We start from the raw sequence: 26,043 nt of genomic DNA, 5'->3' as shown, positions 1-26,043 counted from the left end.
GCCTGCGAGGAGTCCTGGCCGGCAACAAGCTGGTGCAGAATCGGCCGCCCACCCTTCGCAGAGAAACACCGGATGTTCGCTCCTGCCAATCAAAGTGCATTTACCCTGGCCCTTGATGGGGTGCCCAGCGACTTAAAGGTGTTCAAGTTCAGCGGCACCGAGGCCATCAGCCAGCCTTACCGTTTTGAACTTGAGCTGGTCAGCGAGCAACCGGATCTTGATTTGGAGGGCTTGCTGCATCGCCAGGCGTACTTGAGTTTCAATGAGCAGGGCCATGGTGTTCACGGCTTGGTTTATCGGGTCGCCCAGGGCGATTCCGGACGACGCCTGACGCGTTACCAGCTCAGCCTGGTGCCCCACTTGGCGTATCTGGTGCACAGCAGTCAGCAACGTATTTTCCAACATAAGACGGTGCCGCAGATTGTTGCCCAGGTGTTGGTGGGGCATGGGATTCAAAGCGATCGCTTCGAGTTCCGGCTCAGCGGCAATTATCCTGAGCGCGAGTACTGCGTGCAGTTCGGTGAGACTGACCTGGCGTTCATCCAGCGCCTGTGTGCCGAACTGGGCATTCACTATCACTTCCAGCATGCTCCCGAAGGACACTTGCTGGTGTTTGGCGATGACCAGACCGTGTTTGCCCAGGCGGATCAGCCCACGCCTTACCGACCCGGTTCGGGAATGGTTGCCGATACCCCCGCGATCAAGCGTTTTACGCTGCAGCTGGCAACCCGTACCACGGCGGTCAATCTGCGCGATTATGATTTTCGCAAACCGCGCTTCGAGCTGGAAAACACGGCCGGCGAAGAACGGCCTCCAGCGCTTGAAATGCAACAATTCCCCGGCCATTTTTCCGATCGGACCCATGGCAAGTATCTCGCCCAGCGTGGCTTGGAGCGGCACCGTAGTGACTATCGGGTTGCCTATGGCCAAGGTGACGAGCCGGCCTTGGCCAGCGGTCGGTTTTTGCAACTGCGGGACCACCCGTGCGAGGGCTGGAACGACTTGTGGCTGGTGACGCAAGTGACCCACGAAGGCAAGCAGCCCCAGGTACTGGAGGAAGTGGTCACCGAGGTGACTGGGGGAGAATTTCGCCAGGGGTATCACAATACATTTACCGCCGCACCCTGGGATGCAGTCTTTCGCCCGCCCTTGCCTGAGCAGCCGCGCCCGAGCGTATCGGGTTATCAAAGCGCCTTGGTCACTGGCCCGGTGGGCAGTGAAATCCATTGCGACGAATACGGTCGGGTCAAGGTGCAACTGGCCTGGGACCGCGTAGGTGAGCACGACGAGCATTCCAGTTGCTGGTTGCGGGTCGCCAGCGGCTGGGCCCATGAACGCTATGGTGCGGTGCTTATCCCCAGGGTCGGCATGGAAGTGCTGGTGGGCTTCGTCAATGGCGACTTGGATATGCCGCTGGTGGTGGGCTGCCTGCCAAATGCCGCCACGCCGATGCCTCTCGATTTGCCGGCGGACAAGACCCGCAGCATCTGGCGTAGCCAGAGCAGTCCGGGGGGTGGAGGCTACAACGAGTTGCGTATCGAAGACCGCAAGGGCGCCGAGGAGATCTACCTGCGCGCCCAGCGCGACTGGACCCAGCATGTGCTGAATGACCAGCAGGTGCGGGTCGGTAACCGGCGTTGTGTGCGGGTGGAGGGTGAGTCTCACCATGAGTTGCAGGGCGAAGAACAGCGCATCACCCATGGCAATCGCCTGACTGAACTCAAGCAGGATGATCATCTGGTGGTCGGCGGTTCGCAGCATATGCGTGCCGGGCAGACCATTCAGGTGGGGGCTGGGCAAAGCATCGTTATTGATGCGGGTGCCAGCGTGACGATTCAGGCGGGCGGACAGTCGATTACGCTGTCGGCGGGCGGGATTTTCAGCAGTGTGCCGATCCAGCTCGGAGGCGGGCCTGTTTCGGCGGCTGCGCCATTGATACCAGGGTTCAATGAGCAATTACTGGCGGTTATTCCGGCTCCGCTGAGCCTCGTACAGGTGGCCAGCCTGAAACGCAGTGCTCCATTCTGCGAGGAGTGCGAGCGCTGCCAAAGCGGGCAGTGCGATCTTGCTCAGCATGACCGTGTTGCAGACCTCTAAAACTAAACAGTGTGTAGGCGTTGGCTGATAGTGGCTTTGCTCCTCGGATCAAGGCGGTAGGCAATGTAGGGTCAAGTGCGTCTTATTTTTTACCAGCCTGAGCCGATGAGCACTTAGGTGAGTTGTTTTATGGCGTTGTTGTCTGTGATGAGTAACTATTTATCGATCAGGTGGGAATTTTTTATAAGATTTTATGTGCTTTCTGAAAAGGTGGCGGAAACATATTTCAACTTTAAGGTTGTGGTCGCGCTTGAGAGCGTGAGGTAAATATATAGCACGCCTGCTGACATGTTCGAGACCTCGAAAGTTGTTGCTATCCGGGTTGGCAGTTGTCTATTTGAACCTTAAAGTTGAGGTGTTATGTATGATGCTGTCTTTTAGTTCCGGTCGTGCAGCACTTGAGGCGGTTAAGCGCCCTTCGGTTGAGGCCGTGCATAGTTTTGAGCCTTCGTCCGAGATAAGCACGTCGGCCGGAGTGTATGATTCTAACGCATCGCTAAAAAAATGGTTACAACAACAGGTGTTGGCGGCCACAGGTAGACTCGTTGATCCTGATAAGGTTTATTTACATCGCTTTTCCAAAAGTCAAGGTGTTCATTCCGCAGATACCAGTACCGGTTGGAAGTATTCAGGTAAACCTGAACAGTCGATGACATTGACCGAAGCTGTGACCAGCAATTTCTTTTCCGCCGAGCGCTACCGTTGGGTTGGAAGAGTTGAGAGTACAGCGCATTTTGCAAGTTCTAATGTTAGTCCGTTTTCGCTGCTGGATAGTAGTAGTGTTTCAGATTTTTTCGGGCGCCTGGGGAAGTTGATTGCTGATAGAACCCTGCCGGGTTATATCTATTCGAAAATAAAAGATGATGTGCCGAGTGCAATAGAGAGTTGGCGTGACTTGGATGCGGTCTACGGTATTTATACGGATGGTCCCGATAAGGATAGTTATGACGCCCGTAATGAACTGCCGCTAAAACCTTCGCAGTTCTTAGATATCGTACGCACAGGGGATGTGCAGAACATGCTGACGGGAAACGTCAAAAAGTTCTGGACTGATCATCGTGCACAATGGCGCTCCGCGGCCAAAGGCCATTTTGTTGATGAAGCGCGCAAGGCGCTGAACGCCAACACGCTAAATCCCGCAGAGTATGCCTTGGTGATGGGGGGCGGGGCACCAGACCTTCCATTGGATGCACCAACGACGCCGGAGCAACTACAAACAACGGCAGCGCCTGGCGCCAGCAGCCAGGTCATGCGTTTTGATATCAACGGCTACTATGCCACCGATATCCTTCGTTTCGTTGGCGAGCGGGGCAAACAAATTCTCTACATCCCCGGTGCGTGCCCGGTCTTTGAGGTATTCCAGAACACGACAGAACTGCAAAGGTGGGTGGTAGAGCAGGGGAAGGACCCTGGCAAATCTGCCGCTCTTGCTCATCACTTCTCCCTGAGCGACCGCCAGCAAGGGATATATGGTTCGCTGAGTGTCAATGGTGTTGACAGCGCATTAAGCAAACTCGGTAGCGGTGAGATGAAGGCTGATAGCAATCATATCAACGTCAACGACTCGCGGGTTGGAGAAGATGTTTTCACCATGATGGCCCGGGAGACGCAGGCGCGCATCGAATCCGATGTGGATACCCAGATCAAGTCAAATTCGGAAGTGTACAGGGACGACGCTTTGGGAGTCGTTCAGTCTGCCAACGCGGTGTTCTCAATTCCCTTGGCGCTCTTGGGACCCATTGGCATGGGCGTCAATGCGTTGGCCTTCACGACACAAGTAGGACTGGAAACGGATCAAGCCATCGAAGGTGATACCTATTCTGAGCGTAAGAACGGTTTCAAGGCAGCCGTGACAGATATGGCGATGATGGCTATGAGCCATGCCGTTGGTAAGTATACGAACTCGCGGTCAGGTGCAAGAACGGTACAAACGCAATCGAGTAGCGGCGGCCTGCCGGTGAGCGTATCCCAAGAGCGGTTTCCGTATGCCTTTGAACGGCCTGCGGCGTTCAATCCATTTAGCCTGAAGCTTTCAGAGGCCAGGGAAATTACGTTCAAGGGGCAACAATATTTTGTTGGCGCTGCTCCGGATGCTATGGATGGTCAGCACTACCTCTTATGGCAGCGGGATCCTGAAAACCCTTCTCTATTGGTCAGCACTGCGAGAGTCGCCAAGCCGGATGCAAGCGGAATTTGGCACTCCATGCGCACTGCGGGGGGAGCATGGCAGCCTCCTACCCAGCCTGAGACTTGGCAAGGCACTATCACGCTTGACCCCTATGAAGTCCGGACGGTTGGCCAAACGCCTATCGATGTGCCTCCTGGCTATGAATTGATATCCATAGGTAAGGAATCAATATTTGCTCCGGAAGGCTATCGAAGGGTTAGAAACTTTAATCAGGAAGGGGAACTGACAAATTATCCTCTTTGGAAGATAAAGGATGGGGTCGCTACAGAGTGCGGGCACTATACGCAGGAAGGCATTATTAGTCTGGTCGGTTCGGATCTTAAAGTCAGCAATTATGTTCAGATTGAGGGGAAAATATTTAAAGTAGACTATGACGCTGATAAAGCCTCCTGGAAGATAATCGGCAACGACGATGTGTCGGCCCCTGATATATTTATACAGCCAGGTCTCGAAATAGGTTCTTGGATACCCGAGCCGGATATGGCGGGGCGGGAAGTCCTGAGCAGTATGGTAAGACGTCTTCTCGGTATTTCGGAGAGCGCCAACAAGGAACCCGGAGTGCGTACTGCAAACGATGTTGCGGTACAAGAATATATAAAACAATACGGTCGACAAATAATTCGCACTACTGAACCTACCATTCTGATGGCCGAGGCTTCTCGGCAAGACGCACTTATCGATCAGTATGTGCTTAAGCATGGACTTCCCTACGCTCAAGTTCAAAGTTTGGTGGAGGTAAGTCTCAAAGGCTTGCCGCTACCGTTGTGGGCTCCGAGGTTCGACGCTTTCGAGGGGCTTGGATCCATCGCTGCTGCGGGGGGGCGCGGAGGCTTGAATGTTAACCAGGCCTCAAGGAATGCGGCAGTTCGTTATCCCGTTCGCTCTTACAGTCAAGAGCAAATTGAAAGTATTCAAGCGCTGAATGCGCTTAACCAAGTGCATGAAAATTCTCCAATAAAGATAGCGGAAAACAATTATAAAAAGGGTGCTCTTAACGAGAAAGTGCTGAAGCTTACTCTTGAGCGTGATGGATACAAGGTGCTCCCAGGAGGGCAGTACAAGAATGGAAAAAGTGGATTTGATCTGGTGTTAGAGGGGCCGAATGGAAATATATACGTACTGGAGGCAAAGCAGATTAAAAGCGTTGGCAATGGCAATACGTTAGGCTCTGTATCGATGTCTGATGCGGGGGCGGGAGGGAATGTGCAGTTGAGCGATGCGTGGGTCAGTTCGGTGTTGGATAACTGTCTTGCTGAGGCGAACTCTTCGGCGGCGCGTGCCGAAGTAGTCAATACGCCGGCCTATCAGGCTGTCTCGCATGCGCTGCAAAATGGCACACTGAGAAAGCTGTTAGGTGGTGTAACGCCTGACGGCTCAGTGCTTATATTCAAGGTTGATTTTTCTGCATACGATTCAGCTCATCCGCGGTAAATGCCAGGGCGGGGAAATCAAGCCTGACACTTTTGTCACGATGTACTTGGTGTAGGGATTATCTGATTTAGTCGCTGCTTGACCAACAGGATAAATGGCCGGTGCAGAATCGGTTGCCCACTCGTTTGCAGATGAAGAGTGTTTCAGTTCAGCTTTAAAAAGGAACATGTCCGAATGCATCCATCTTTGGCTCCCAGTGCCTGGCTTGCGCAAGACGTGCTGCGCCCCAATGAACAGCTCTATGCCGTGCTGAGCAATGCCAGTGATGCCAGACCGTTGGCCGCCTGGCAAGCCACAGCTGCGGGGATGCGCCCTCAATCGCTATGGGCAGGTACGCCATATGCCGAATGGGATGAGGTAATGCCTTACGTGGGTATCGTCGAGCCAGGAAGCGCCTTTCTCGACTGGATCGCCGCCAGCGAGGCCACTGATTGGGGATGGCTGGCGGTATCGTCCAGCCCTTTGGAAGTGGTGGTCGCACATCTGCAAAGTTTGACCAAGGTATACCTGGCCGATGACCACGCAGTATTTTTACGCTTTTGGGATGGCCTGCAGTTTCTGCCGATTATGCAAAAACTGGGAGAGGAAGCGGGCAGGGTATTGCCGGTGTTTCGCTGTTATTGGATCAATGGCGAATCGTTGACGGTGACGACCGGGCCGGTGACCGCAGTCAAGCCGAGCCCATGGTGGCGAGTACCTGCATCATTACTTAAACAGTTGGCCGAGCAATCACCTCAAACGCTGATTGAAAATCTGCTGCAGTGGCTCGAAGAGCAACGTCCCGATTTATACGCGGCCTTCTCGTTGTCGATTTTGAGGCACAAGGTTGCCTACTTCGTGCGCGAACCGTTGGTGGATTACCAGGCGCTGGTTAACCACCTCGAATCGGAGTCGTGCAGCACGCCATGGTTGGTGGCATAAACGCCTCTCGGCGCACGACTCTGCACCTTTGCCCGCACAGAAGGTAAACTTCGCCCCCTGCGCAGGAGCAACCATGAATTATCGTCACGCCTTTCACGCCGGCAACCACGCCGATGTCTTCAAACACCTGACCTTGACCCGCCTCATCGCCCTGATGTCGCGCAAGGAGCAGCCGTTCGCCTACCTCGACACCCACGCAGGTATCGGCCTGTACGACCTGCAGGGCGACCAGGCCAACCGAACAGGTGAATACTTGGAAGGCATCGCCCGCCTGTGGGGAGCAAGCGACCTGCCGCCGCTCACCGCTGACTACATGCGCGTGCTGCACGAGATGAACCCGGATGGCCAGTTGCGCTATTACCCGGGCTCGCCGGAGCTGGCCCGACGCCTCACGCGGCCACAGGACCGCGTGCTGCTCAACGAAAAGCACCCGGAAGACGGCGTGCTGCTCAAGGACAATATGAAGGGTGATCGCCGCGTCAAAGTGCATCTGGGCGAAGGCTGGCACGTGCCACGGGCCTTGCTGCCGGTGCCGGAAAAACGCGCGCTGATGCTGATCGACCCGCCGTTTGAACAGCTCGATGAAATGCAGCGTTGCGCGGCGTCCCTCAAGGAAGCGGTTGGCCGTATGCGCCAGACGGTCGCGGCGATCTGGTACCCGGTGAAGGACCAGCGCATGTTACGCCGCTTCTACCAGGACCTGGCCGGCACCGGTGCGCCGAAGTTGCTGCGTGTGGAGTTGCTGGTGCATCCCCTGGATACCCCCAACACCCTGACCGGCTCGGGCCTGGCGATTGCCAACCCGCCGTGGGGCCTGGAAGAGGAATTGCGCGAGTTGCTGCCGTGGCTGTCCAAGAAGCTTGGCCAGACCCAGGGTGGGTGGCAGATGGATTGGCTCATTGCTGAATAAGCGCCTTTGCAGCCAAACACAAACCAATGTGGGAGGGGGCAAGCCCCCTCCCCACATTTGGTTTTATGTTGACCTTAGATCGGGCAGGTCACGCCAGTGCCACCGATGCCGCAGTAGCCCTGCGGATTCTTCGCCAGGTACTGCTGGTGGTACGCTTCGGCGAAGTACACCGTCGGTGCTTCGTCGATTTCAGTGGTAATAGTACCCACGCCGGCTTTGGTCAATTCAGCTTGATAAGCCTCGGCACTGGCTTTGGCTGCCGCCAGCTGTTCGGGCGTAGTGGCATAAATAACCGAACGGTACTGGCTGCCGATGTCATTGCCCTGGCGCATGCCCTGGGTCGGGTTATGCAGTTCCCAGAACATCTTCAACAGGTCTTCATACTTGACCTTGGCCTGGTCATACACCACCAGCACCACTTCGCTGTGGCCGGTCAGGCCCGAGCAGACTTCTTCGTAGGTCGGGTTCGGCGTGAAACCGCCGGCATAGCCGACCACCGTGCTGACCACGCCGTCGCGTTCCCAGAATTTACGTTCCGCACCCCAGAAACACCCCAGGCCGAAGATCGCAAAGCCAACGTCGTCGATAAAAGGACCCAGCAGCGGGTTGCCGTTGACGTAATGAGTTTCCGGCAAGGCCATCGGGGTTTCACGGCCAGGCAGAGCTTGTTCTTGAGTAGGCAGCACGTTTTTGTTCACCAGAATTTCCGAGCGCAAGACCATGATCAGTCCTCTCGTCAGGTTGAGTAGCAGTAAATTATCAGACAGTCAGTGTGCCCGAGTGTTACAGCGCTGTCAGGCGATTGGCCCACGTGGATAGCGTTTGAGCTTTTCCAGCAGTTCTGCACCGGGGATCGGCCGGTCGAACAGGTAGCCCTGGCCCACATCGCAGCGATGCCGGCGCAGGAACGCCAATTGCTCGGCAGTCTCGATGCCTTCGGCCACCACCTTGAGCTTGAGGTTGTGGGCCATGGCGATCACCGCCGAGGTAATTTCCATGTCGTCCTGGTTATCCGGGATTTCGTGGATAAAGCTGCGATCAATCTTAATGATGTCGATGGGGAATTTTTTCAAGTAGCTCAGCGACGAGTATCCGGTGCCGAAGTCATCCATGGCCAGGGTCAGGCCGAAGCTCTTGAGCTGGTCCAGTTGCAGGCGCGTGTCTTCGGTGGCCTCCAGCAGTAAGCCTTCGGTCAGCTCCAGCTCCAGCAGGTTGGCCGGCAGTTGTTCTTCCTTGAGGATCGTGGCGATCGAGGCCACCAGGTCCGGGTCGGAAAACTGCTTGGGCGACAGATTGATCGCCACCTGCAGATTGCCCATGCCTGCGGCGCTCAACTGTCGGCTCATGCGACAGGCCTGGCGGGCGATCCATTTGCCGATGGGAATGATCAACCCGGTCTCTTCGGCCACGCTGATGAACTGGTCGGGGCGGATCATGCCCTTTTCCGGGTGGTTCCAGCGCAGCAGCGCCTCCATGCCCAGCAGGCGACCGCTGCGCAGGCATAGCTTGGGCTGGTAGAACACGTCCAGCTCGTTCTGGGTCAGGGCGCGGCGCAGGTTGTTTTCTACGAACAGCTTGTAGCTGGCCTCGGCGTTCAAGGCTTCGGTAAATACCTGCACCTGGTGCTTGCCGTTGGCCTTGGCCTTGTGCAGGGCCAGTCCGGCGTTACGCATCAGGGTCTGTGGGTCACGGCCATGCAGAGGCGCGCAGGCCAGTCCTACGGAGCCGGTGACGCTGATGAGCTGGTTGTCGACGAACATCGGCTTGTCGAGGGTGGCCAACAGTTGGCACGCGACCTGCTGGCCAGTCTCCAGGTCGGCATCGTCCAACAGTACCGCAAACTCGTTACTGGCAAAGCGCGCCAGGCTGCCGCCGCTGCTCAAGCTGTTGCGCAGGCGGCGGGCCAGGCTGATCAGCAACTTGTCGCCGGTCTGGTGGCCGAGGCTGTCGTTGATGCGCTTGAAGTTGTCGATGTCCACCAGCAGCAGGCTGATCGGGCTGTCGCTGTCGCGGGCAAAGCGTTCGTCGAGGTTGCGGATAAACGCCGGGCGGTTGCCCAGGTTGGTCAGGTTATCGGTGTAGGCCAGGCGTTCGATGCGCTGTTGCGCCAGCTTGGTCTGGGTGATGTCTTCGTAGATGCCGATGTAGTGGGTCAGCTCGCGGTTGTCGCCGTACACCTTGGAAATCGACAGCTGGCCCCAGTAGGGTTCCAGGTTCTTGCGCCGGCTTTTGAACTCACCCTGCCAGCTGTTGCTTTTGGCCAGGGCCGAGGGTGCGTCGAACAGCAATTCGCTGAGATTTTCCAGGGCCGGCAGTTGGGCCAGGCGATGGCCGTGGACTTCTTCGGCGCTGTACTGGGTGATCGCGGTGAAGCTGGGGTTGACATACTCCACCACGCCGTCGCAGTTAACCAGCAGAAAGGCGTTGGCGCTTTGTTCCACTGCACGCTGGAACAGGTGCAGGGCACTGGTGGCGGTGCGGCGGTTGTGGTTGTTGATGACCTGGGCGAACTGGTCCGCCAACTCGCCGGCAAACGCGATCTCATCGGACTGCCACGCCCGCGAGCTGCCGCTTTGTTCCAGGCACAGCACGCCGACCACCTGGCCGTCGACCCGAATGCTGGCGTCGAGCATCGCGTGAATATCCTTGGCACGCAGGCTTTCGGCCATTTCCCGGGTGCGTGGGTCGCGCAGGGCATGAGTGGCGTCGATGGCGCGGCTGGAGTGCAGGGCTTCCAGGTAATCCGGGAAACCACTGGCATCGATGGCGTCGGGCAGGCGGTGCTGTTGGTCGGCGCGGTGGTACGCCGAGATCGGCACCAGGCGCTGACCCTCCAGGTTCCAGATGCTGGCGCAATCGATCTGGTAGATGTCGCAGGCGCTTCGTGTAATCAGCTCTGCGGCTTCGCGCAGCGAATTGGACGTGGTGTAGCGCTGGCGCGCCAGCAGCAGGATCAATTCCTGCTGGGCGCGCACTCGCTCCAAGTGTTGCAGCTGTTCTTGCTGGGCACGCTGGTTGAGTTCCAGGGCGATCTGCAGGCGGCTGTTCTGGTTTTCCAGGTCAGCGGTCGGGGCGGGCGCGGTCGTATCGCTGAATAGCCCGTCGACCACCATCAGGTAGCCGCGCAGCAGATGGCGGTTGTGTTGTTTGTAGGCCTCGCCCATTTCCAGCAGGCTCATCGGGCCGTCATGGGTGTGCAGGGTATAGCGCACCAGGTAATGGGGGCTGTGGGTCAGTTGCTGCTGGATTGCGTCGTGCAGTTGATAGCGGGCCTGGGGCTCCATCAGGCTGGCGTAGGGCGTGCCGATCAGGGCACAGAGTTCCACCGCTGGCAGGCCGAACTGGCGCTCGCAATTGGGATCGAGGTACAGCAGGGCCCAGCTTGCCTCATTAAGCCGCTCGAAACGCAGCATACCGAGGCGCGAAGGCACCGGTAATTGCGTCACTACCTCGGCCGCCATACGGGCGACATCGGGATGGCTTTTCATGGGGAAACTCGCTTGGGAAAATGCGCGTGGCGCCCGGCTCACGCCCTCTTTACTGTCGCCTGCGGCAAGGTTGCATCATGCGGCACGCACTGACAAGAGAGGATGAAGGCTAAGTGCTATAAGGCAGTTATCGGCCGTGCGGGGGATTTCTGCAATCGAAGTGACAGAAGGTGTACAAACCTGTTCTGTGTGTACACCGAGCGCACAAAAAAGCCCCGCCAAGCGGCGGGGTTGAGGTACGAGCGTGGCGCTCGGAAATCGGTGCGGCAGGGGCCTTCCCGGTGAAAGGAAGGCCCTGCGGCTTACAGCAGGATGGTGCGGATGTCGTTCAGCAACTGGCTCAGGCGCTGGGTGAAGCGTGCCGCCGCGGCGCCGTTGATCACACGGTGATCGTAGGACAGCGACAGTGGCAGCATCAGCTTCGGCTGGAACGCTTTGCCGTCCCACACAGGCTGGATGGTGGCCTTGGAAACGCCCAGGATCGCCACTTCCGGTGCGTTGACGATTGGCGTAAAGCCAGTGCCGCCAATGTGACCGAGGCTGGAGATGGTGAAGCAGGCGCCCTGCATGTCGTCCGGGGTGAGCTTCTTGTCGCGGGCCTTGGCAGCCAGTGCAGCGGCTTCGGCAGCGAGTTGCAGCAGGCTCTTCTGGTCAACGTTCTTGATGACCGGCACCAGCAGGCCATCCGGGGTGTCGACCGCGAAACCGATGTGCACGTACTTCTTGCGGATGATCGCCTTGCCACTTGGCGCCAGCGAGGCGTTGAAGTCCGGCAGTTCCTTGAGCAGGTGCGCGCACGCCTTGAGCAGCAGTGGCAGCACAGTCAGTTTCACGCCGGCCTTTTCGGCCACGGCTTTCTGCGCAACGCGGAAAGCTTCCAGGTCGGTGATGTCGGCCTGGTCGAACTGGGTCACATGCGGGATGTTCAGCCAGCTCGCGTGCAGGCCGGCCGCGCCGATTTGCATCAGGCGGGTCATCGGCACTTCTTCGATTTCGCCGAAGCGGCTGAAGTCTACGGTACGGATCGGCGGAATGCCCGAACCACCGGTAGCGCCACCGGCAGCCGGCGCTTCCTTCGCTTTCTGCATCATGGCCTTGACGTAGACCTGCACGTCTTCCTTCAGCACGCGACCGTGAGGGCCAGTGGCTGACACAGCATTGAGCTCAACGCCGAACTCACGGGCCAGTTGACGCACGGCAGGGCCGGCATGAACCTTGGCACCGCTTGGCGCAGGTGCGGCAGCAGCAGGGGCTGGTGCGGCCTCGGCTTTTGCAGCGGGCGCAGGGGCAGCAGCAGCCGGAGCCGGAGCCGCTTCAGCCTTGGCGGCGGGAGCAGCGGCCGGTGCAGACGCGGCGGCAGGCGCAGCGCCTTGTACTTTCAGCTTGAGAATGAAGTCACCGGTGCCGACTTCGTCTTCCAACTTGACCGCGATGCTTTCCACCACGCCGGCAGCCGGCGAAGGGATCTCCATGGAGGCCTTGTCGGACTCCAGGGTGATCAGCGACTGGTCGGCTTCGACGGTATCGCCGACCTTGACCAGCAACTCGATGATCTTGGCCTTGCCCGACGAACCGATGTCCGGGACGTGGATGTCTTGAACGGTGGCGGCGGCAGGTTCAGCAGCCGCAGCGGCAGGCGCTTCGGCTGGCTTTTCAGCGGGTGCTGGGGCAGCAGCGGCAGCAGGAGCCGCCGCCGCAGGGGCTGCATCAGCAGCGCCTTCGATTTCCAGCTCCAGCAGTTCGTCGCCTTCTTTCAGGCGGTCGCCCAGCTTCACTTTCAGGCTCTTGACCACGCCGGCCTTGGGAGCAGGGATTTCCATGCTCGCCTTGTCCGATTCCAGGGTCAGGATGCTCTGGTCGGCTTCGACGGTGTCGCCGACCTTCACAAACAGCTCGATTACTTCACCTTCACCGCTGCCGATGTCAGGTACGCGAATGAGTTCGCTCACAAAAAATCTCCTCAGCAGTCCAGTGGGTTGCGTTTTTCCGGGTTGATCCCGAACTTGACGATGGCGTCAGCCACCACCTTGGGTTCGATCTCACCACGGTCAGCCAAGGCTTCCAGGGCTGCCAACACCACAAAGTGACGGTCGACTTCGAAGAAGTGACGCAGCTTCTTGCGGCTGTCACTGCGGCCGAAACCATCGGTGCCCAGGACTTTGAATTCCTTGGACGGGACCCACTGGCGAATTTGTTCAGCAAACAGTTTCATGTAGTCGGTGGAGGCGATAACCGGACCCTTACGGCCGGCCAGGCACTCTTCGACGTAGCTCAGCGCAGGCTTCTGGCCAGGGTGCAGGCGGTTGCTGCGCTCTACGGCTAGGCCGTCGCGACGCAGTTCGTTGAAGCTGGTCACGCTCCACACGTCGGCGCCGACGTTGAACTCGTCACGCAGGATCTTGGCCGCTTCACGCACTTCGCGCAGGATGGTGCCGGAGCCCATCAGTTGCACGTGGTGCGCCGCTTCCTTGGTGTCTTCTTCGAGCAGGTACATGCCCTTGATGATGCCTTCTTCCACGCCGGCCGGCATGGCAGGCTGCTGGTAGGACTCGTTCATCACGGTGATGTAGTAGAAAACGTCCTGCTGCTCTTCGGTCATCTTCTTCATGCCGTCCTGGATGATCACCGCCAGCTCGTAGCCGTAGGTTGGATCAAAGGTGCGGCAGTTCGGGATGGTGGCAGCCAGGATGTGGCTGTGACCGTCTTCGTGTTGCAGGCCTTCGCCGTTCAGCGTGGTGCGGCCGGCGGTGCCGCCGATCAGGAAACCACGGGTACGGCTGTCGCCTGCTGCCCAAGCCAGGTCGCCGATACGCTGGAAGCCGAACATCGAGTAGAAGATGTAGAACGGCAGCATCGGCTGGTTGTGGCTGGAGTACGAAGTACCGGCAGCGATGAAGGAGCTCATGGCGCCCGCTTCGTTGATGCCTTCTTCGAGGATCTGGCCCTTCTTGTCTTCCTTGTAGAACATCACCTGGTCTTTATCGACTGGCTCGTAGAGCTGGCCGACGGAAGAGTAGATGCCCAACTGGCGGAACATGCCTTCCATACCGAAGGTACGGGCTTCGTCCGGGATGATCGGCACGATGCGCGGGCCGATTTCCTTGTCCTTGACCAGTTGCGCAAGGATGCGCACGAAGGCCATGGTGGTGGAGATCTCACGATCGCCCGAGCCGTCAAGGATAGCCTTGAGGGTGCTCAGGTCCGGGGTCGGTACGCTGAAGCTGTTGGCGCGGCGCTGTGGCACGAAACCGCCCAGTGCGCTGCGGCGCTCGCTCAGGTAGCGGGCTTCGGCGCTGTTTGGCTCTGGCTTGAAGAACGGCAGGTTCTCCAGCTCTTCGTCCTTGACCGGGATGTCGAAGCGGTCGCGGAACAACTTCAAGCTGTCGACATCGACTTTCTTGGTGTTGTGCGCGGTGTTCTTCGCCTCGCCGGCACCGGTGCCATAACCCTTGATGGTCTTGGCCAGGATGACGGTGGGTTGTTCCTTGTGGTTGACCGCCTGGTGATACGCCGCATAGACCTTGTACGGGTCGTGGCCGCCACGGTTGAGCTTCCAGATCTCGTCGTCGGACAGGTCGGCAACCATCGCCTTGAGTTCAGGCGTGTTGAAGAAGTGCTCGCGAACGAACGCGCCGTCTTTAGCCTTGTAGTTCTGGTACTCGCCGTCGATGACTTCGTCCATGCGACGTTGCAGGATACCGTCGACGTCCTTGGCCAGCAGTGGGTCCCAGAAACGGCCCCAGATGACTTTGGTCACGTTCCAGTGGGCGCCACGGAACACGCCTTCGAGTTCCTGGATGATCTTGCCGTTGCCGCGAACCGGGCCGTCGAGGCGCTGCAGGTTGCAGTTGATGACGAAGATCAGGTTGTCCAGCTTCTCGCGGCCGGCCAGGGAGATGGCCCCCAGGGATTCCGGCTCGTCGCACTCGCCGTCGCCCAGGAAGCACCAGACTTTCTGCTTGCCTTCCGGGATGAACCCACGGGCTTCCAGGTACTTCATGAAGCGTGCCTGGTAGATTGCCTGGATCGGGCCCAGGCCCATGGAAACGGTTGGGAACTGCCAGAAATCAGGCATCAGCCAAGGGTGCGGGTAGGACGACAGGCCCTGACCGTCGACTTCCTGGCGGAAGTTGTTCATTTGTTCTTCGCTGATGCGACCTTCCATGAACGCACGGGCGTAGACGCCTGGCGAGGTGTGGCCCTGGAAGTAGATCAGGTCGCCGCCGTGTTCGTCGGTCGGGGCCTGGAAGAAGTAGTTGAAGCCGATGTCATACAGGGTTGCGCTGGAAGCGAAGCTGGAGATGTGACCGCCCAGGTCAGAATCTTTCAAGTTCGTGCGCATTACCATCGCCATGGCGTTCCAACGTACCAGCGAGCGAATGCGGCGTTCCATGAACAGGTCGCCAGGCATGCGTGCTTCGTGGGTAACGGGGATGGTGTTGCGGTATGGCGTAGTGATGGCGTAAGGCAGTTGCGAGCCGCTGCGGGTCGCGAGTTCGCCCATACGGGTCATCAGGTAGTGAGCACGGTCTTCGCCTTCTTTGTCGAGAACCGATTCCAGGGCGTCCAGCCATTCCTGGGTTTCGACGGGATCGAGGTCTTGCATGGCTTGCTCCAGGGCGGAAAGGCTACCAGAATCGGTTGCCTGAAGTTTGCGACTGGCCTTGTGGGCAGACGACATAAATTCTTGGATGGCCGAAGGTTGCTTCGGCGTCCTGTAGTTTTACTACAAATCGTCGGCCATTTCAGCCTTTCGAATGTATATACGAGTAGTAAAACTACACAAGACTGAGCGTATGGCTCGGTCTGGCTGGTGAGCATAATCGTTATTGTTGATCTTTTGCGAACAAGAAAAGGTGAAAGTTTAATGCTGTCTGCCAAGATTGATTTAATTTCAGCTATTTATAACCTTTGTTCGACAGTCCATCACCGAGGGTGGTTCTTGCGTTCACAGCCACAGGCCATTTACGCGCCGATCAAGGATAGACCATGAGCCTTCCCACGCTGGCCGAACTGCCGGCCATTCTCCTGCCTTACGCCAGCCGGGCCGAGCAGTCATTTCGTGACGCAGTGGCCGCGCTGGATGACGATCATGGCCTTTCTGCGTGGACGCCGCAACGCTGGGCCGACTTCGCCCGCGTGTGCGCAGCCAGTGATTTTGTCATTGAACAAAGTGTTCGTGACCCTTTGATGTTGCTCGAACTGGTGGCCTGGGGCGAGCTGGACCGCGGCTTTGCGCCCGGTGAGCTGTGCAGCCAGATTGCTGGCGCAGTGCAACAAGCCGAAACAGAAGATGAACTGGGCCGTGTGCTGCGCCGCCAGCGCACGCGCCAGCAAGTACGCATCATCTGGCGCGACCTGACTCGCCAGGCTGACCTGGTGCAAACCTGTCGCGATCTCTCTGACATGGCCGATGCCAGCATCGACCAGGCCTACCAATGGTTGTACCAGCGCCACTGTGCCCAGTTCGGCACGCCCACCGGGCGACGCAGCGGTGAAGCCCAGCACATGGTTATCCTCGGCATGGGCAAGCTCGGTGCGGTGGAATTGAACCTGTCGTCGGATATCGACCTGATCTTTGCCTACCCTGAAGGTGGCGAAACGGTGGGTGTGAAACGCTCCTTGGATAATCAGGAGTTTTTCATCCGCCTTGGTCAGAAATTGATCAAGGCCCTCGACCCGATGACCGTCGACGGCTTTGTCTTTCGCGTGGACATGCGCCTGCGTCCCTACGGCTCGTCCGGCGCCTTGGTGCTCAGCTTCAACGCGCTGGAGCAGTATTATCAGGATCAGGGCCGGGACTGGGAACGCTATGCGATGATCAAGGCGCGGGTGGTGGCCGGCGATCAGATGGCGGGCGCGCAGTTGCTGGATATGCTGCGGCCGTTCGTCTACCGCCGCTACCTGGACTTCTCCGCCATCGAAGCGCTGCGCACCATGAAGCAGTTGATTCAGCAGGAAGTGCGGCGCAAGGGCATGGCCGACAATATCAAGCTGGGTGCAGGCGGCATCCGCGAGGTGGAATTTATCGCCCAGGCGTTCCAGTTGATCCACGGTGGTCGCGACCTCAGCCTGCAACAGCGTCCGTTGCTGAACGTGCTGGGCACCCTGGAAGGCCAGGGTTACCTGCCGCCGGCGGTGGTCACCGAGTTGCGCAATGGCTACGAATTCCTGCGCTACACCGAACACGCGATCCAGGCGATCGCCGATCGCCAGACGCAAATGCTCCCCGATAGCCCCGAAGACCAGGCGCGTATCGCCTTTATGCTGGGTTTCAGCGATTGGGCCGCGTTCCACGAGCGCCTGATGTACTGGCGTGGTCGTGTGGACTGGCACTTCCGCCAAGTGATTGCCGACCCGGATGAAGAGGAAGGCGAAGAAAGCGAGCTGGTCGTCGGTGGCGAGTGGTTGCCGCTGTGGGAGGAGTCCCAGGATGAAGACGCCGCGTGTCGCCAACTGGCAGAGGGCGGTTTCACCGACGCCCCTAAGGCACTCAAGGCCTTGGCTGGCCTGCGCGGTAGCCCGCAATTGCGTGCCATGCAGCGCTTGGGGCGTGAACGCTTGGACGCGTTTATCCCGCGCCTGCTGGCCCAGGCCGTCGAGCACGCCAACCCGGACCTGGTGCTTGAGCGTGTATTGCCGCTGGTGGAAGCGGTCGCCCGGCGTTCGGCTTATCTGGTGCTGCTCACGGAAAACCCCGACGCCCTGCGTCGCCTGCTGACCCTGTGCGCCGCCAGCCCGTGGATCGCCGAGCAGATCACCCGTTTCCCGTTGTTGCTGGATGAGTTGCTCAACGAAGGTCGCCTGTTCAAGCCGCCGCTGGCGCCGGAACTGGCCGCCGAGTTGCGCGAACGTCTTACGCGCATTCCCGAAGATGACCTTGAGCAGCAGATGGAAGCCCTGCGGCATTTCAAGTTGGCGCACCGCTTGCGGGTGGCCGCCTCGGAAATCGCCGGCAGCCTGCCGTTGATGAAAGTCAGCGACTACCTTACCTGGCTGGCCGAGGCGATTCTTGAACAAGTGCTGGCCCTGGCCTGGCGCCAGACTGTCGCCCGCCACGGCGCGCCGCAGCGCCTGGACGGTACCCTGTGCGATCCTGGGTTCATCATTGTCGGGTATGGGAAAGTCGGCGGCATCGAACTGGGGCACGGTTCGGACCTGGACCTGGTGTTTATCCACGATGGTGACCCCCAGGCCGAGACCGATGGCGCCAAGCCGATTGACGGCGCGCAGTTCTTTACGCGCCTGGGCCAGCGGATCATTCACCTGCTGACCACCCAGACCAACTCGGGCCAGCTCTATGAAGTCGACATGCGCCTGCGGCCTTCCGGCGCATCCGGCCTGCTGGTGAGTTCCCTGGGCGCATTCGACCGCTATCAGCAAAATGAAGCCTGGACCTGGGAACATCAGGCGCTGATACGCGCGCGGGTGCTGGTCGGCAGCCAGGATGTGGGCCAGGCATTCGAGCAGGTACGCGCTAAAGTGTTGGGACGTGAACGGGACTTGGCCAAGCTGCGCCAGGAGGTCAGTGAGATGCGTGCCAAGATGCGCGATAACCTCGGCACCCGGGCCACGGCGGCCGGCAGGGGCGCCAATGCCTTCGAGGCTACGGCTGTGTTCGATCTCAAGCAGGACGCCGGAGGTATCGTCGATATTGAATTTATGGTGCAATACGCGGCTTTGGCGTGGTCTGCGCACCATCCATCGTTGCTGCGCTACACCGATAATATTCGCATTCTGGAGGGCCTGGAGCAGGTTGGGCTGATGCCCGCCGCCGATGCCCATTTGTTGCGCGAGGTGTATAAGGCCTACCGGTCCGCCGCGCACCGCCAGGCCTTGCAGAATGAGGCCGGCACGGTCGCCGGGGATCAATTTGCAGACGAGCGGCGCCAGGTGATGCGAATCTGGCAGGCGTTGGGCTTGAGCTGAAACACTATTAGGGCGGGGAGGCATAAGCCTCCCCGCATCGTTTGTGGAAACTACATGAATATTTTGATCGTTGGGCCCAGTTGGGTCGGTGACATGGTGATGGCACAGACACTGTTCCAGTGCCTGCGGCAGCGCTATCCAGACTGCCAGATCGACGTGCTCGCCCCTGAGTGGAGCCGGCCGCTCCTGGAGCGCATGCCCGAGGTGCGCAAGGCCTTGAGCTTTCCGCTCGGCCACGGCGCCCTGGAACTGGCGACCCGTCGGCGCATCGGCAAGTCCATGGCCGGCCAGTACGACCAGGCGATCCTGTTGCCCAACTCGCTCAAGTCGGCGCTGGTGCCGTATTTCGCCGGCATCCCCAAGCGCACCGGCTGGCGCGGCGAGTTTCGTTATGTGCTGCTCAATGACGTGCGCACCCTGGATAAAGCCCGCTACCCGCTGATGATTGAGCGTTTCATGGCCCTGGCGTATGAGCCGGGCGCCGAGTTGCCCAAGCCGTATCCGCGCCCCAGCCTGCAGATCGACCCCGTCACCCGCGATGCGGCGCTGGCCAAGTTCGGCCTGGCTCTGGATCGGCCGGTGTTGGCCTTGTGCCCAGGCGCCGAGTTTGGCGAGTCCAAGCGCTGGCCGTCGGAACATTACGCCAAGGTTGCCGAGACCAAGATCCGCGAAGGCTGGCAGGTGTGGCTGTTTGGTTCGAAGAACGATCATTCGGTCGGTGAAGATATTCGCCAGCGCCTGATTCCGGGCCTGCGAGAGGAAGCGACGAATCTCAGTGGCGACACGTCCCTGGCCGAGGCCATCGACCTGCTATCCTGCGCCGACTCGGTGGTGTCCAACGACTCCGGCCTGATGCATGTGGCGGCAGCGCTGAACCGCCCGCTGGTGGCGGTGTACGGCTCCACCTCCCCAGGGTTTACCCCACCCCTGGCCGATAAGGTCGAAGTGGTGCGCCTGGGCCTGGATTGCAGCCCGTGCTTTGACCGTACCTGCCGTTTCGGCCACTACAATTGCCTGCGCCAATTATTGCCGCAGCCGGTAACCGATGCCTTGCAACGGTTGCAGGGCGACGTGGTCGAGGTTCGCTGAGTTGCGGGTACTGGTAGTCAAGACCTCATCCCTGGGCGATGTGATCCACGCCTTGCCAGCATTGACCGATGCAGCGCGGGCGATCCCCGGCATTCGCTTTGATTGGGTGGTGGAAGAAGGCTTTGCCGAAATCCCTGCCTGGCACCCGGCGGTGGACCAGGTGATTCCGGTAGCGATCCGCCGCTGGCGCAAGAATCTCTGGCAAACCTTCAAGAGCGGCGAGTGGCGACGCTTCAAGCAGCGTGTGCAGTCGACCAAATATGACTTGGTGATCGACGCCCAGGGTCTGCTGAAAAGCGCCTGGCTGACCCGTTATGTGCGGGCACCCGTGGCCGGGTTTGACAAGCACTCGGCCCGCGAACCGATCGCGGCACACTTCTACTCGCGGCGCCTGGCCGTGGCCCGTGGGCAACACGCGGTAGAGCGCCTGCGCCAGTTGTTCGCGGTGGCCTTGGGCTACGATCTGCCCAAAGGCCTGGGCGACTATGGCCTGAGCACCGAGAAGCTGCTTGGGCTGCCGCCAAAGAAACCTTTTGTATTGCTGTTGCACGGCACCACCTGGGACACCAAGCACTGGCCCGAAGCCTACTGGCGCGAGCTGGCCGAACGCATGGGCCGCCTGGGCGTGGACGTGAAGCTGCCCTGGGGAAACGCCGCCGAAAAGGCCCGGGCCGAACGCCTGGCCCAGGGCCTGCCCAACGCTGAAGTGTTGCCCAAGCTCAACCTGGCGGGGGTGGCCGGCGTATTGGCCAGCGCCCGGGCCTGTGTGGCCGTGGACACCGGGCTCGGCCACCTGGCCGCTGCATTGGATGTGCCGACCATTTCCCTGTTCGGTCCCACCAACCCCGGCCTGACCGGTGCCTATGGCAAGGGCCAGGTTCATCTGGCCAGCGATTGGCCGTGTGCGCCGTGCCTGCAAAAAAACTGCACCTATCAACCAACGGCCGACGACCTGCGTCGGTTCGACATCCAGCGTGAGTCGCCCCTGTGTTTCACACGCTTGAATCCTGAGCGTGTAGCAAGCCGGCTGAGCACGTTGTTACTGGCTGAGGAGCAGCACTGATGCAACTGGCTTTTGTTTTGTACAAGTACTTCCCCTTCGGTGGCTTGCAGCGCGACTTCATGCGCATCGCCCTGGAGTGCCAGCAGCGCGGCCACCAGATTCGTGTGTACACCTTGATCTGGGAGGGTGATATCCCGCCAGGCTTTGAGGTGCTGGTGGCACCGGTCAAGGCCCTGGTCAATCACCGTCGCAACGAAAAGCTGTATGCCTGGATCCAGGCTGACCTGGCCAAGCGCCCGGTGGACCGCGTGGTGGGATTCAACAAAATGCCCGGGCTGGATGTGTACTTCGCCGCCGACGGGGTGTTCGAGGACAAGGCGCAAAACCTGCGCAACCCCATGTACCGCTGGTTCGGGCGCTACAGGCACTTCGCCGAATACGAGCGTGCGGTATTCGACAAAAACGCCAAGACCCAGATCATGGTGTTGTCCGAGCATCAGCAGCAGCTCTTCACCCAGTATTACGGGACCCAGGCTGAGCGTTTCCACCTGCTGCCGCCCGGTATCGCCCGCGACCGGCGCGCCCCGCCGAACGCCGCCGAAATCCGCGCCGAGTTTCGCGGTGAATTTGGCCTGGCCGAGGATGACCTGTTGCTGGTGCAGATCGGCTCGGGCTTCAAGACCAAGGGCGTCGACCGCAGCCTTAAGGCCTTGGCCGCATTGCCTTCGAAGCTGAAGAAACGCACCCGGCTGTTTGTAATCGGCCAGGACGACCCCAAGGTATTCCAATTGCAGAGTGCTGCATTGGGACTTGGCGAGCAGGTGCAGTTCTTCAAGGGCCGCAGTGATATTCCGCGCTTCCTGCTGGGTGCCGACTTGCTGATCCACCCTGCTTATAACGAGGCGGCCGGCATGGTGCTGGTCGAAGCGGTGGTCGCCGGCCTCCCGGTACTGGTGAGCCGGGTGTGTGGCTACGCGTTCTACATCGACAAGGCCCAGAGCGGTCGGGTGTTGGACGAGCCGTTCGAGCAAGCCCAGCTCAACCAGTACCTGGTGGATATGCTCGACGATCCACACGCACGCGCGACCTGGAGTCGCAATGGTCTGGCCTTCGCCGAGACGGCCGACCTCTATAGCATGCCGCAGTACGCTGCGGACCTGATTCTGGCGGAGCCAAACCGATGAAGTTGATTCTTGCCGAACCCTTCAAGACCCTCTGGGCCGGGCGCGATGCGTTCGCCGAGGTCGAGAAGCTGGACGGCCAGGTGTTCCGCGAGCTGGCCGCTCGCCGTACGTTGCGTACGATGGTCGAAGGCCAGCCTTATTTTGTGAAGATCCACCGTGGCATCGGCTGGGGCGAAATCCTCAAGAACCTGGTTACGGCCAAGTTGCCGGTATTGGGCGCGGGCCAGGAGTGGCTGGCGATCCAGCGCTTGCAGGAACTCGGCGTGCCGACCATGACCGCCGTGGCGTTTGGCGAAAAAGGCAGCAACCCGGCCGACCAGCATTCGTTTATCGTCACCCGGGAACTGACCCCGATTATCAGCCTGGAAGACTTGACCCTCGACTGGGCCAAGCAACCGCCCGTGCCAGCCATCAAGCATGCCTTGACCCTTGAGCTGGCGCGTACCGTCGGCGCGATGCACCGCGGCGGGGTCAATCATCGCGATTGCTACCTCTGCCATTTCCTGTTGCACACCGACCAGCCCATCAGCGTCGACAACCTCAAACTGTCGGTGATCGACCTGCACCGCGCTCAGGTGCGAGCGACGATTCCTACGCGCTGGCGCAACAAAGACCTGGCCGGCCTGTATTATTCCGCCCTGGAAATCGGCTTGACCCAGCGCGATAAACTGCGCTTCCTGAAGGCTTACTTCCAGCAGCCACTGCGCCAGATCCTGGCCGAGCAAACCGCGCTGTTGGCCGAATTGGAGCGCATGGCCGCAAAGCTCTCTGCGCGCAAGCAGCGATACGGGGATGCGCTCTGATGGCGGGTTGGAACCTGGAACCTGCCTACGCCGCCCTGGCGGATGACTTCGGGAGCCTGGAAGCGGTCTTCGCTCTGCAAGGCGAGCGGCTGACCCGCGACCCGCTGTCGGAAGTGATCCGGGTGGAGCGGGGTGGGGTCAATTATTACGTCAAGCGCTATGTGGGCGCCGGCAAAGGCTTACGTCGCTATTTGGGCCGGCCGCGGGTCAAATCCGAATGGCAGAACCTCAAGCGCTTCGCCAAATGGGGCATCCCTACGGCCGACGTAGTTGCCTGGGGCCTGGATCGCAAGGGCCTGGCCTACAACCGCGGCGCCATGATCACCCGTGAATTGCCCAGGACCGAAGACCTGTCGGTGTTGGCCGAGCGTAATGACGAACGCCTGAAGGACCCCCGTTGGGTAGATGGCATCAGCCGTCAGCTCGCCGAATACACGCGGACCATGCACGACCATCGCTTCACCCACAACGACTTGAAGTGGCGCAACCTGTTGGTGGACGACCAGCGCACCCTGTACCTGATCGACTGCCCCAACGGCGATTTCTGGCGCGGTTTCTGGCTCAAGTATCGCATCACCAAGGACCTGGCCTGCCTGGACAAAGTCGCCAAGTATCACTTGTCGGCCACCCAGCGCCTGCGCTTCTACCTGCAATATCGCCAACGTGCGCACCTGACGGCGTCGGACAAACAACGGATTCGCCACGTGGTGAAGTTTTTCGAGGGACGCGAATGAGTGACTTCCTGGCGGCCGAAGACCGCGCTTTGCTTGAGCGCAACGGCCTCGCGACATTCGACGCCCTGTGGGCCAAGCAACTGGACGCGGTGGACGAGCCCAATACCAGCCAAGGCGGCTGGAGCAGCGTGTATCGCCTGGAGCTTGAAGGCGAGGGTTACTACCTCAAGCGCCAGAGCAACTACCTGACCCGCACCTTGCACCGGCCGTTGGGCGAACCCAGTTTTGCCCGCGAGTTTCGTAACATCAGCCTGTATCAAAAGCTGGGAATCCCGGCGTTGCAGGCGGCTTTCTTCGGCGAGCGCAAGGTCGCAGGCGAACGCCGGGCGATGTTGCTTACCCGCGCCCTGGATGGTTGGAACGACCTGGATTCGTTGCTGGAACAATGGCCGCAATTGAGCGATACCCAGCAGCGCGCAATCCTGCTGGCGTGCGGCAAGCTGGCGCGGCACCTGCACGGCGTGGGTCAGGTGCACGGCTGTTTTTACCCCAAGCATATTTTCCTGCAGGCCACCGCGCAGGGTTACGCCGCGCAGTTGATCGACCTGGAGAAAACCCGCCCGCTGTTGTTCGGCTGGCGTGACCGGGTCAAGGACCTGGAACCGCTGCTGCGCCGCGCACCGCAATGGTCCGATGCGCAAGTGCGCCAACTGCTGGCGGCATACCTTGAACAGCCCGAGGACAGTGCCTTGGTATCCACTTGGCTCCAACGCTTGACCGCACGCCGCAGCCACAAGGAGAACCGCTGATGCGTCTATCCGAGCTGAAAAATGTTGGCCGTTCCCCCAGCCTGCCGTTGACTATCGACTTGGCAGATGCCGCAGGCCCGGGGCAGTTGCAGTTGCTGAGCCTATTGCGGGTGTTGCCGGGGCAGCGCTACGTGGGCGCGGCGGTTTGGCGCGGTCGCCCGGTGTTGGCCAAGCTGCTGGTAGGCAGCAAGGCGGCGCGGCATTTTCAGCGCGAGCTCAAGGGCGTGCGTTTGTTGGCCGGGCAGGGCCTGACCACGCCGTTGTTGCTGGCCGATGGCTTGCAGGAAGGCGAGGGCGGCTGGTTGCTGTTTGAGTTTATCGAGGGCGCCCAAAGCCTGGCCGACGCCTGGCTCGCCGTCGAGAGTCTGCCGCCGTTGGCGGACGAACAAACCGCCGTGCTCGCCGAAGCGCTGGACGCGATTGCCCAGATGCACGCCAAAGGCCTGTGGCAGGAAGACCTGCACCTGGACAATCTGCTGCGCCAGGATGGCAAGTTGTATTTGATCGATGGCGCCGGTATTCGTGTCGAGGATCCGGGCAAGCCGCTGTCGCGCAATCGAGTGCTGGAAAACCTCGGCGTGTTTTTTGCCCAATTGCCGAAAAACCTCGAACCCTTTACCGAAGAATTGCTGGTGTATTACCTGCTCGGCAATGGCGAGCATGCCTTGCCCCTGGAAGCCCTGGAAAAGCAGGTGCGCAAAGTCAGTGCCTGGCGCTTGAAAGATTTCCTCGACAAGACCGGTCGCGAGTGCACGCTGTTCAGCGTGGTACGTGGCGCCTTTGCCTTGCGTGCGATCCGACGCGAAGAAGAGGCGGCCATGCTGCCGGTGCTTGAGCAGGCGGATGCGTTGCTCGATCAGGGCCACCTGTACAAGACCGGCGGCGCGGCCAGCGTGGGCAAGGTCGAGGTGGCCGGTCGGCCGCTGGTGATCAAGCGCTACAACATCAAGGGCTTTGCCCATTGGCTCAAGCGCTTCTGGCGCCCGAGCCGCGCCTGGCATTCCTGGCGCGAGGGTAACCGCCTGGCGTTTCTCGGTTTTGCTACGCCCAAGCCGCTGGCGGTATTGGAGAAGCGCTTTTTATGGTTGCGCAGCCGTGCTTACCTGATCACGGAGTTCCTGCCTGGGCCGGACATCATCGAGCGCTTCGCGCCCTATGTCGAACGCGGGGATGCGCCTGAAAACGAGCTGCTGGCGCTGGACCATCTGTTTGCCGAGTTGATTCGCGAGCGCATCAGCCACGGCGACCTCAAGGGGCATAACCTGTTTTGGAGCGACGGCCGCTGGGCGATGATCGACCTGGACGCGATGTGTCAGCACAGCTCCATTGCCAGCTTCGCTGCGGCGTATGCCAAGGATCGTGCGCGCTTTATGCGCAATTGGCCGCAGGGCAGTGCGTTGTATCAAGTGATTGATCAGCGGCTGCCTAAAGATACGGATGTTTTGGCGGGCCTGGTTTAAGAGCACGCTTGAAGTCCAAATGTGGGAGTCCCCACCACATCTTCGATGTGAAGCTGT

Annotated in this window: 16 protein-coding genes; 12 read left to right on the top strand and 4 right to left on the bottom strand. The window is 59.8% G+C overall.

Features of this window, described 5'->3' with window-relative positions:
* The first annotated feature begins 72 nt into the window (after positions 1-72).
* The 4 genes from NMB39_RS26465 (at position 73) to NMB39_RS26450 (ending at position 7,547) form a co-directional block, all read left to right on the top strand.
* Positions 73-2,097 (top strand): type VI secretion system Vgr family protein, encoded by a 2,025-nt coding sequence (locus NMB39_RS26465; protein ID WP_494339864.1) that lies wholly within the window; start codon positions 73-75, stop codon positions 2,095-2,097.
* A gap of 364 nt (positions 2,098-2,461) precedes the next feature.
* Complete coding sequence (locus tag NMB39_RS26460; protein ID WP_494339865.1) at positions 2,462-5,716, top strand: dermonecrotic toxin domain-containing protein; 3,255 nt, start codon at positions 2,462-2,464, stop codon at positions 5,714-5,716.
* Between the two features lie 174 nt (positions 5,717-5,890).
* Complete coding sequence (locus tag NMB39_RS26455; protein ID WP_057023469.1) at positions 5,891-6,637, top strand: DUF4123 domain-containing protein; 747 nt, start codon at positions 5,891-5,893, stop codon at positions 6,635-6,637.
* A gap of 73 nt (positions 6,638-6,710) precedes the next feature.
* Complete coding sequence (locus NMB39_RS26450; protein ID WP_198719567.1) at positions 6,711-7,547, top strand: 23S rRNA (adenine(2030)-N(6))-methyltransferase RlmJ; 837 nt, start codon at positions 6,711-6,713, stop codon at positions 7,545-7,547.
* A gap of 74 nt (positions 7,548-7,621) precedes the next feature.
* Here NMB39_RS26450 and msrA read toward each other — a convergent pair whose 3' ends face one another.
* The 4 genes from msrA to aceE all read right to left on the bottom strand — a co-directional run bounded on the left by msrA (position 7,622) and on the right by aceE (position 15,641).
* Complete coding sequence (msrA, locus tag NMB39_RS26445; protein ID WP_057023467.1) at positions 7,622-8,269, bottom strand: peptide-methionine (S)-S-oxide reductase MsrA; 648 nt, start codon at positions 8,267-8,269, stop codon at positions 7,622-7,624.
* Between the two features lie 72 nt (positions 8,270-8,341).
* On the bottom strand, positions 8,342-11,035 hold the full coding sequence (locus tag NMB39_RS26440; RefSeq protein WP_057023466.1) for a putative bifunctional diguanylate cyclase/phosphodiesterase: 2,694 nt from the start codon (positions 11,033-11,035) through the stop codon (positions 8,342-8,344).
* 302 nt (positions 11,036-11,337) lie between these two features.
* Positions 11,338-12,984 (bottom strand): dihydrolipoyllysine-residue acetyltransferase, encoded by a 1,647-nt coding sequence (gene aceF, locus NMB39_RS26435; RefSeq protein ID WP_306956906.1) that lies wholly within the window; start codon positions 12,982-12,984, stop codon positions 11,338-11,340.
* 11 nt (positions 12,985-12,995) lie between these two features.
* Positions 12,996-15,641 (bottom strand): pyruvate dehydrogenase (acetyl-transferring), homodimeric type, encoded by a 2,646-nt coding sequence (gene aceE, locus NMB39_RS26430; RefSeq protein ID WP_046070602.1) that lies wholly within the window; start codon positions 15,639-15,641, stop codon positions 12,996-12,998.
* A gap of 383 nt (positions 15,642-16,024) precedes the next feature.
* On the opposite strand from aceE, the gene glnE reads away from it, so the two are divergent.
* From glnE to NMB39_RS26390, 8 genes are read left to right on the top strand one after another with little or no spacing between them, the layout of a single operon-like run.
* Complete coding sequence (gene glnE, locus NMB39_RS26425; RefSeq protein ID WP_198719571.1) at positions 16,025-18,964, top strand: bifunctional [glutamate--ammonia ligase]-adenylyl-L-tyrosine phosphorylase/[glutamate--ammonia-ligase] adenylyltransferase; 2,940 nt, start codon at positions 16,025-16,027, stop codon at positions 18,962-18,964.
* Between the two features lie 54 nt (positions 18,965-19,018).
* Complete coding sequence (gene waaF, locus NMB39_RS26420; RefSeq protein ID WP_464005924.1) at positions 19,019-20,053, top strand: lipopolysaccharide heptosyltransferase II; 1,035 nt, start codon at positions 19,019-19,021, stop codon at positions 20,051-20,053.
* A 1-nt stretch (position 20,054) separates the two neighbouring features.
* Positions 20,055-21,116, top strand: coding sequence for a lipopolysaccharide heptosyltransferase I (gene waaC, locus NMB39_RS26415; RefSeq protein WP_043050738.1), 1,062 nt, complete (start codon positions 20,055-20,057; stop codon positions 21,114-21,116).
* Positions 21,116-22,240 carry a glycosyltransferase family 4 protein gene (locus NMB39_RS26410; protein WP_057023462.1) on the top strand — a complete coding sequence of 375 codons (1,125 nt, stop codon included), beginning with the start codon at positions 21,116-21,118 and terminating at the stop codon, positions 22,238-22,240. The genes waaC and NMB39_RS26410 overlap by 1 nt, the downstream gene beginning before the upstream one ends.
* Positions 22,237-23,043, top strand: coding sequence for a lipopolysaccharide core heptose(I) kinase RfaP (rfaP, locus tag NMB39_RS26405; protein WP_494339866.1), 807 nt, complete (start codon positions 22,237-22,239; stop codon positions 23,041-23,043). Before NMB39_RS26410 ends, rfaP begins: the two co-directional genes overlap by 4 nt.
* Entirely contained in the window at positions 23,043-23,777 is a 735-nt protein-coding gene (locus NMB39_RS26400) for a lipopolysaccharide kinase InaA family protein (protein WP_057023460.1), read from the top strand. The genes rfaP and NMB39_RS26400 overlap by 1 nt, the downstream gene beginning before the upstream one ends.
* A complete protein-coding gene (locus tag NMB39_RS26395) occupies positions 23,774-24,526 on the top strand; it encodes a lipopolysaccharide kinase InaA family protein (RefSeq protein WP_306956908.1) in 753 nt (250 codons plus the stop codon). Before NMB39_RS26400 ends, NMB39_RS26395 begins: the two co-directional genes overlap by 4 nt.
* Complete coding sequence (locus NMB39_RS26390; protein WP_494339867.1) at positions 24,526-25,986, top strand: lipopolysaccharide kinase InaA family protein; 1,461 nt, start codon at positions 24,526-24,528, stop codon at positions 25,984-25,986. The genes NMB39_RS26395 and NMB39_RS26390 overlap by 1 nt, the downstream gene beginning before the upstream one ends.
* Positions 25,987-26,043: the final 57 nt, after the last annotated feature.

Source organism: Pseudomonas sp. FBCC-B545 (genome assembly GCF_059134095.1).
The sequence above is the reverse complement of the archived record's forward strand: the minus strand, read 5'-3'. Positions and strand labels throughout refer to the sequence as shown.

Excerpts from the sequence above, each read along its gene's own strand:
- NMB39_RS26460 (WP_494339865.1), top strand. The coding sequence starts at position 2,462 with ATGATGCTGTCTTTTAGTTCCGGTCGTGCAGCACTTGAGGCGGTTAAG.
- waaF (WP_464005924.1), top strand. The coding sequence starts at position 19,019 with ATGAATATTTTGATCGTTGGGCCCAGTTGGGTCGGTGACATGGTGATG.
- NMB39_RS26410 (WP_057023462.1), top strand. The coding sequence starts at position 21,116 with ATGCAACTGGCTTTTGTTTTGTACAAGTACTTCCCCTTCGGTGGCTTG.
- NMB39_RS26400 (WP_057023460.1), top strand. The coding sequence starts at position 23,043 with ATGGCGGGTTGGAACCTGGAACCTGCCTACGCCGCCCTGGCGGATGAC.
- NMB39_RS26440 (WP_057023466.1), bottom strand. The coding sequence starts at position 11,035 with ATGAAAAGCCATCCCGATGTCGCCCGTATGGCGGCCGAGGTAGTGACG.
- msrA (WP_057023467.1), bottom strand. The coding sequence starts at position 8,269 with ATGGTCTTGCGCTCGGAAATTCTGGTGAACAAAAACGTGCTGCCTACT.
- NMB39_RS26395 (WP_306956908.1), top strand. The coding sequence starts at position 23,774 with ATGAGTGACTTCCTGGCGGCCGAAGACCGCGCTTTGCTTGAGCGCAAC.
- NMB39_RS26455 (WP_057023469.1), top strand. The coding sequence starts at position 5,891 with ATGCATCCATCTTTGGCTCCCAGTGCCTGGCTTGCGCAAGACGTGCTG.
- NMB39_RS26450 (WP_198719567.1), top strand. The coding sequence starts at position 6,711 with ATGAATTATCGTCACGCCTTTCACGCCGGCAACCACGCCGATGTCTTC.
- glnE (WP_198719571.1), top strand. The coding sequence starts at position 16,025 with ATGAGCCTTCCCACGCTGGCCGAACTGCCGGCCATTCTCCTGCCTTAC.
- NMB39_RS26465 (WP_494339864.1), top strand. The coding sequence starts at position 73 with ATGTTCGCTCCTGCCAATCAAAGTGCATTTACCCTGGCCCTTGATGGG.
- NMB39_RS26390 (WP_494339867.1), top strand. The coding sequence starts at position 24,526 with ATGCGTCTATCCGAGCTGAAAAATGTTGGCCGTTCCCCCAGCCTGCCG.
- rfaP (WP_494339866.1), top strand. The coding sequence starts at position 22,237 with ATGAAGTTGATTCTTGCCGAACCCTTCAAGACCCTCTGGGCCGGGCGC.
- aceE (WP_046070602.1), bottom strand. The coding sequence starts at position 15,641 with ATGCAAGACCTCGATCCCGTCGAAACCCAGGAATGGCTGGACGCCCTG.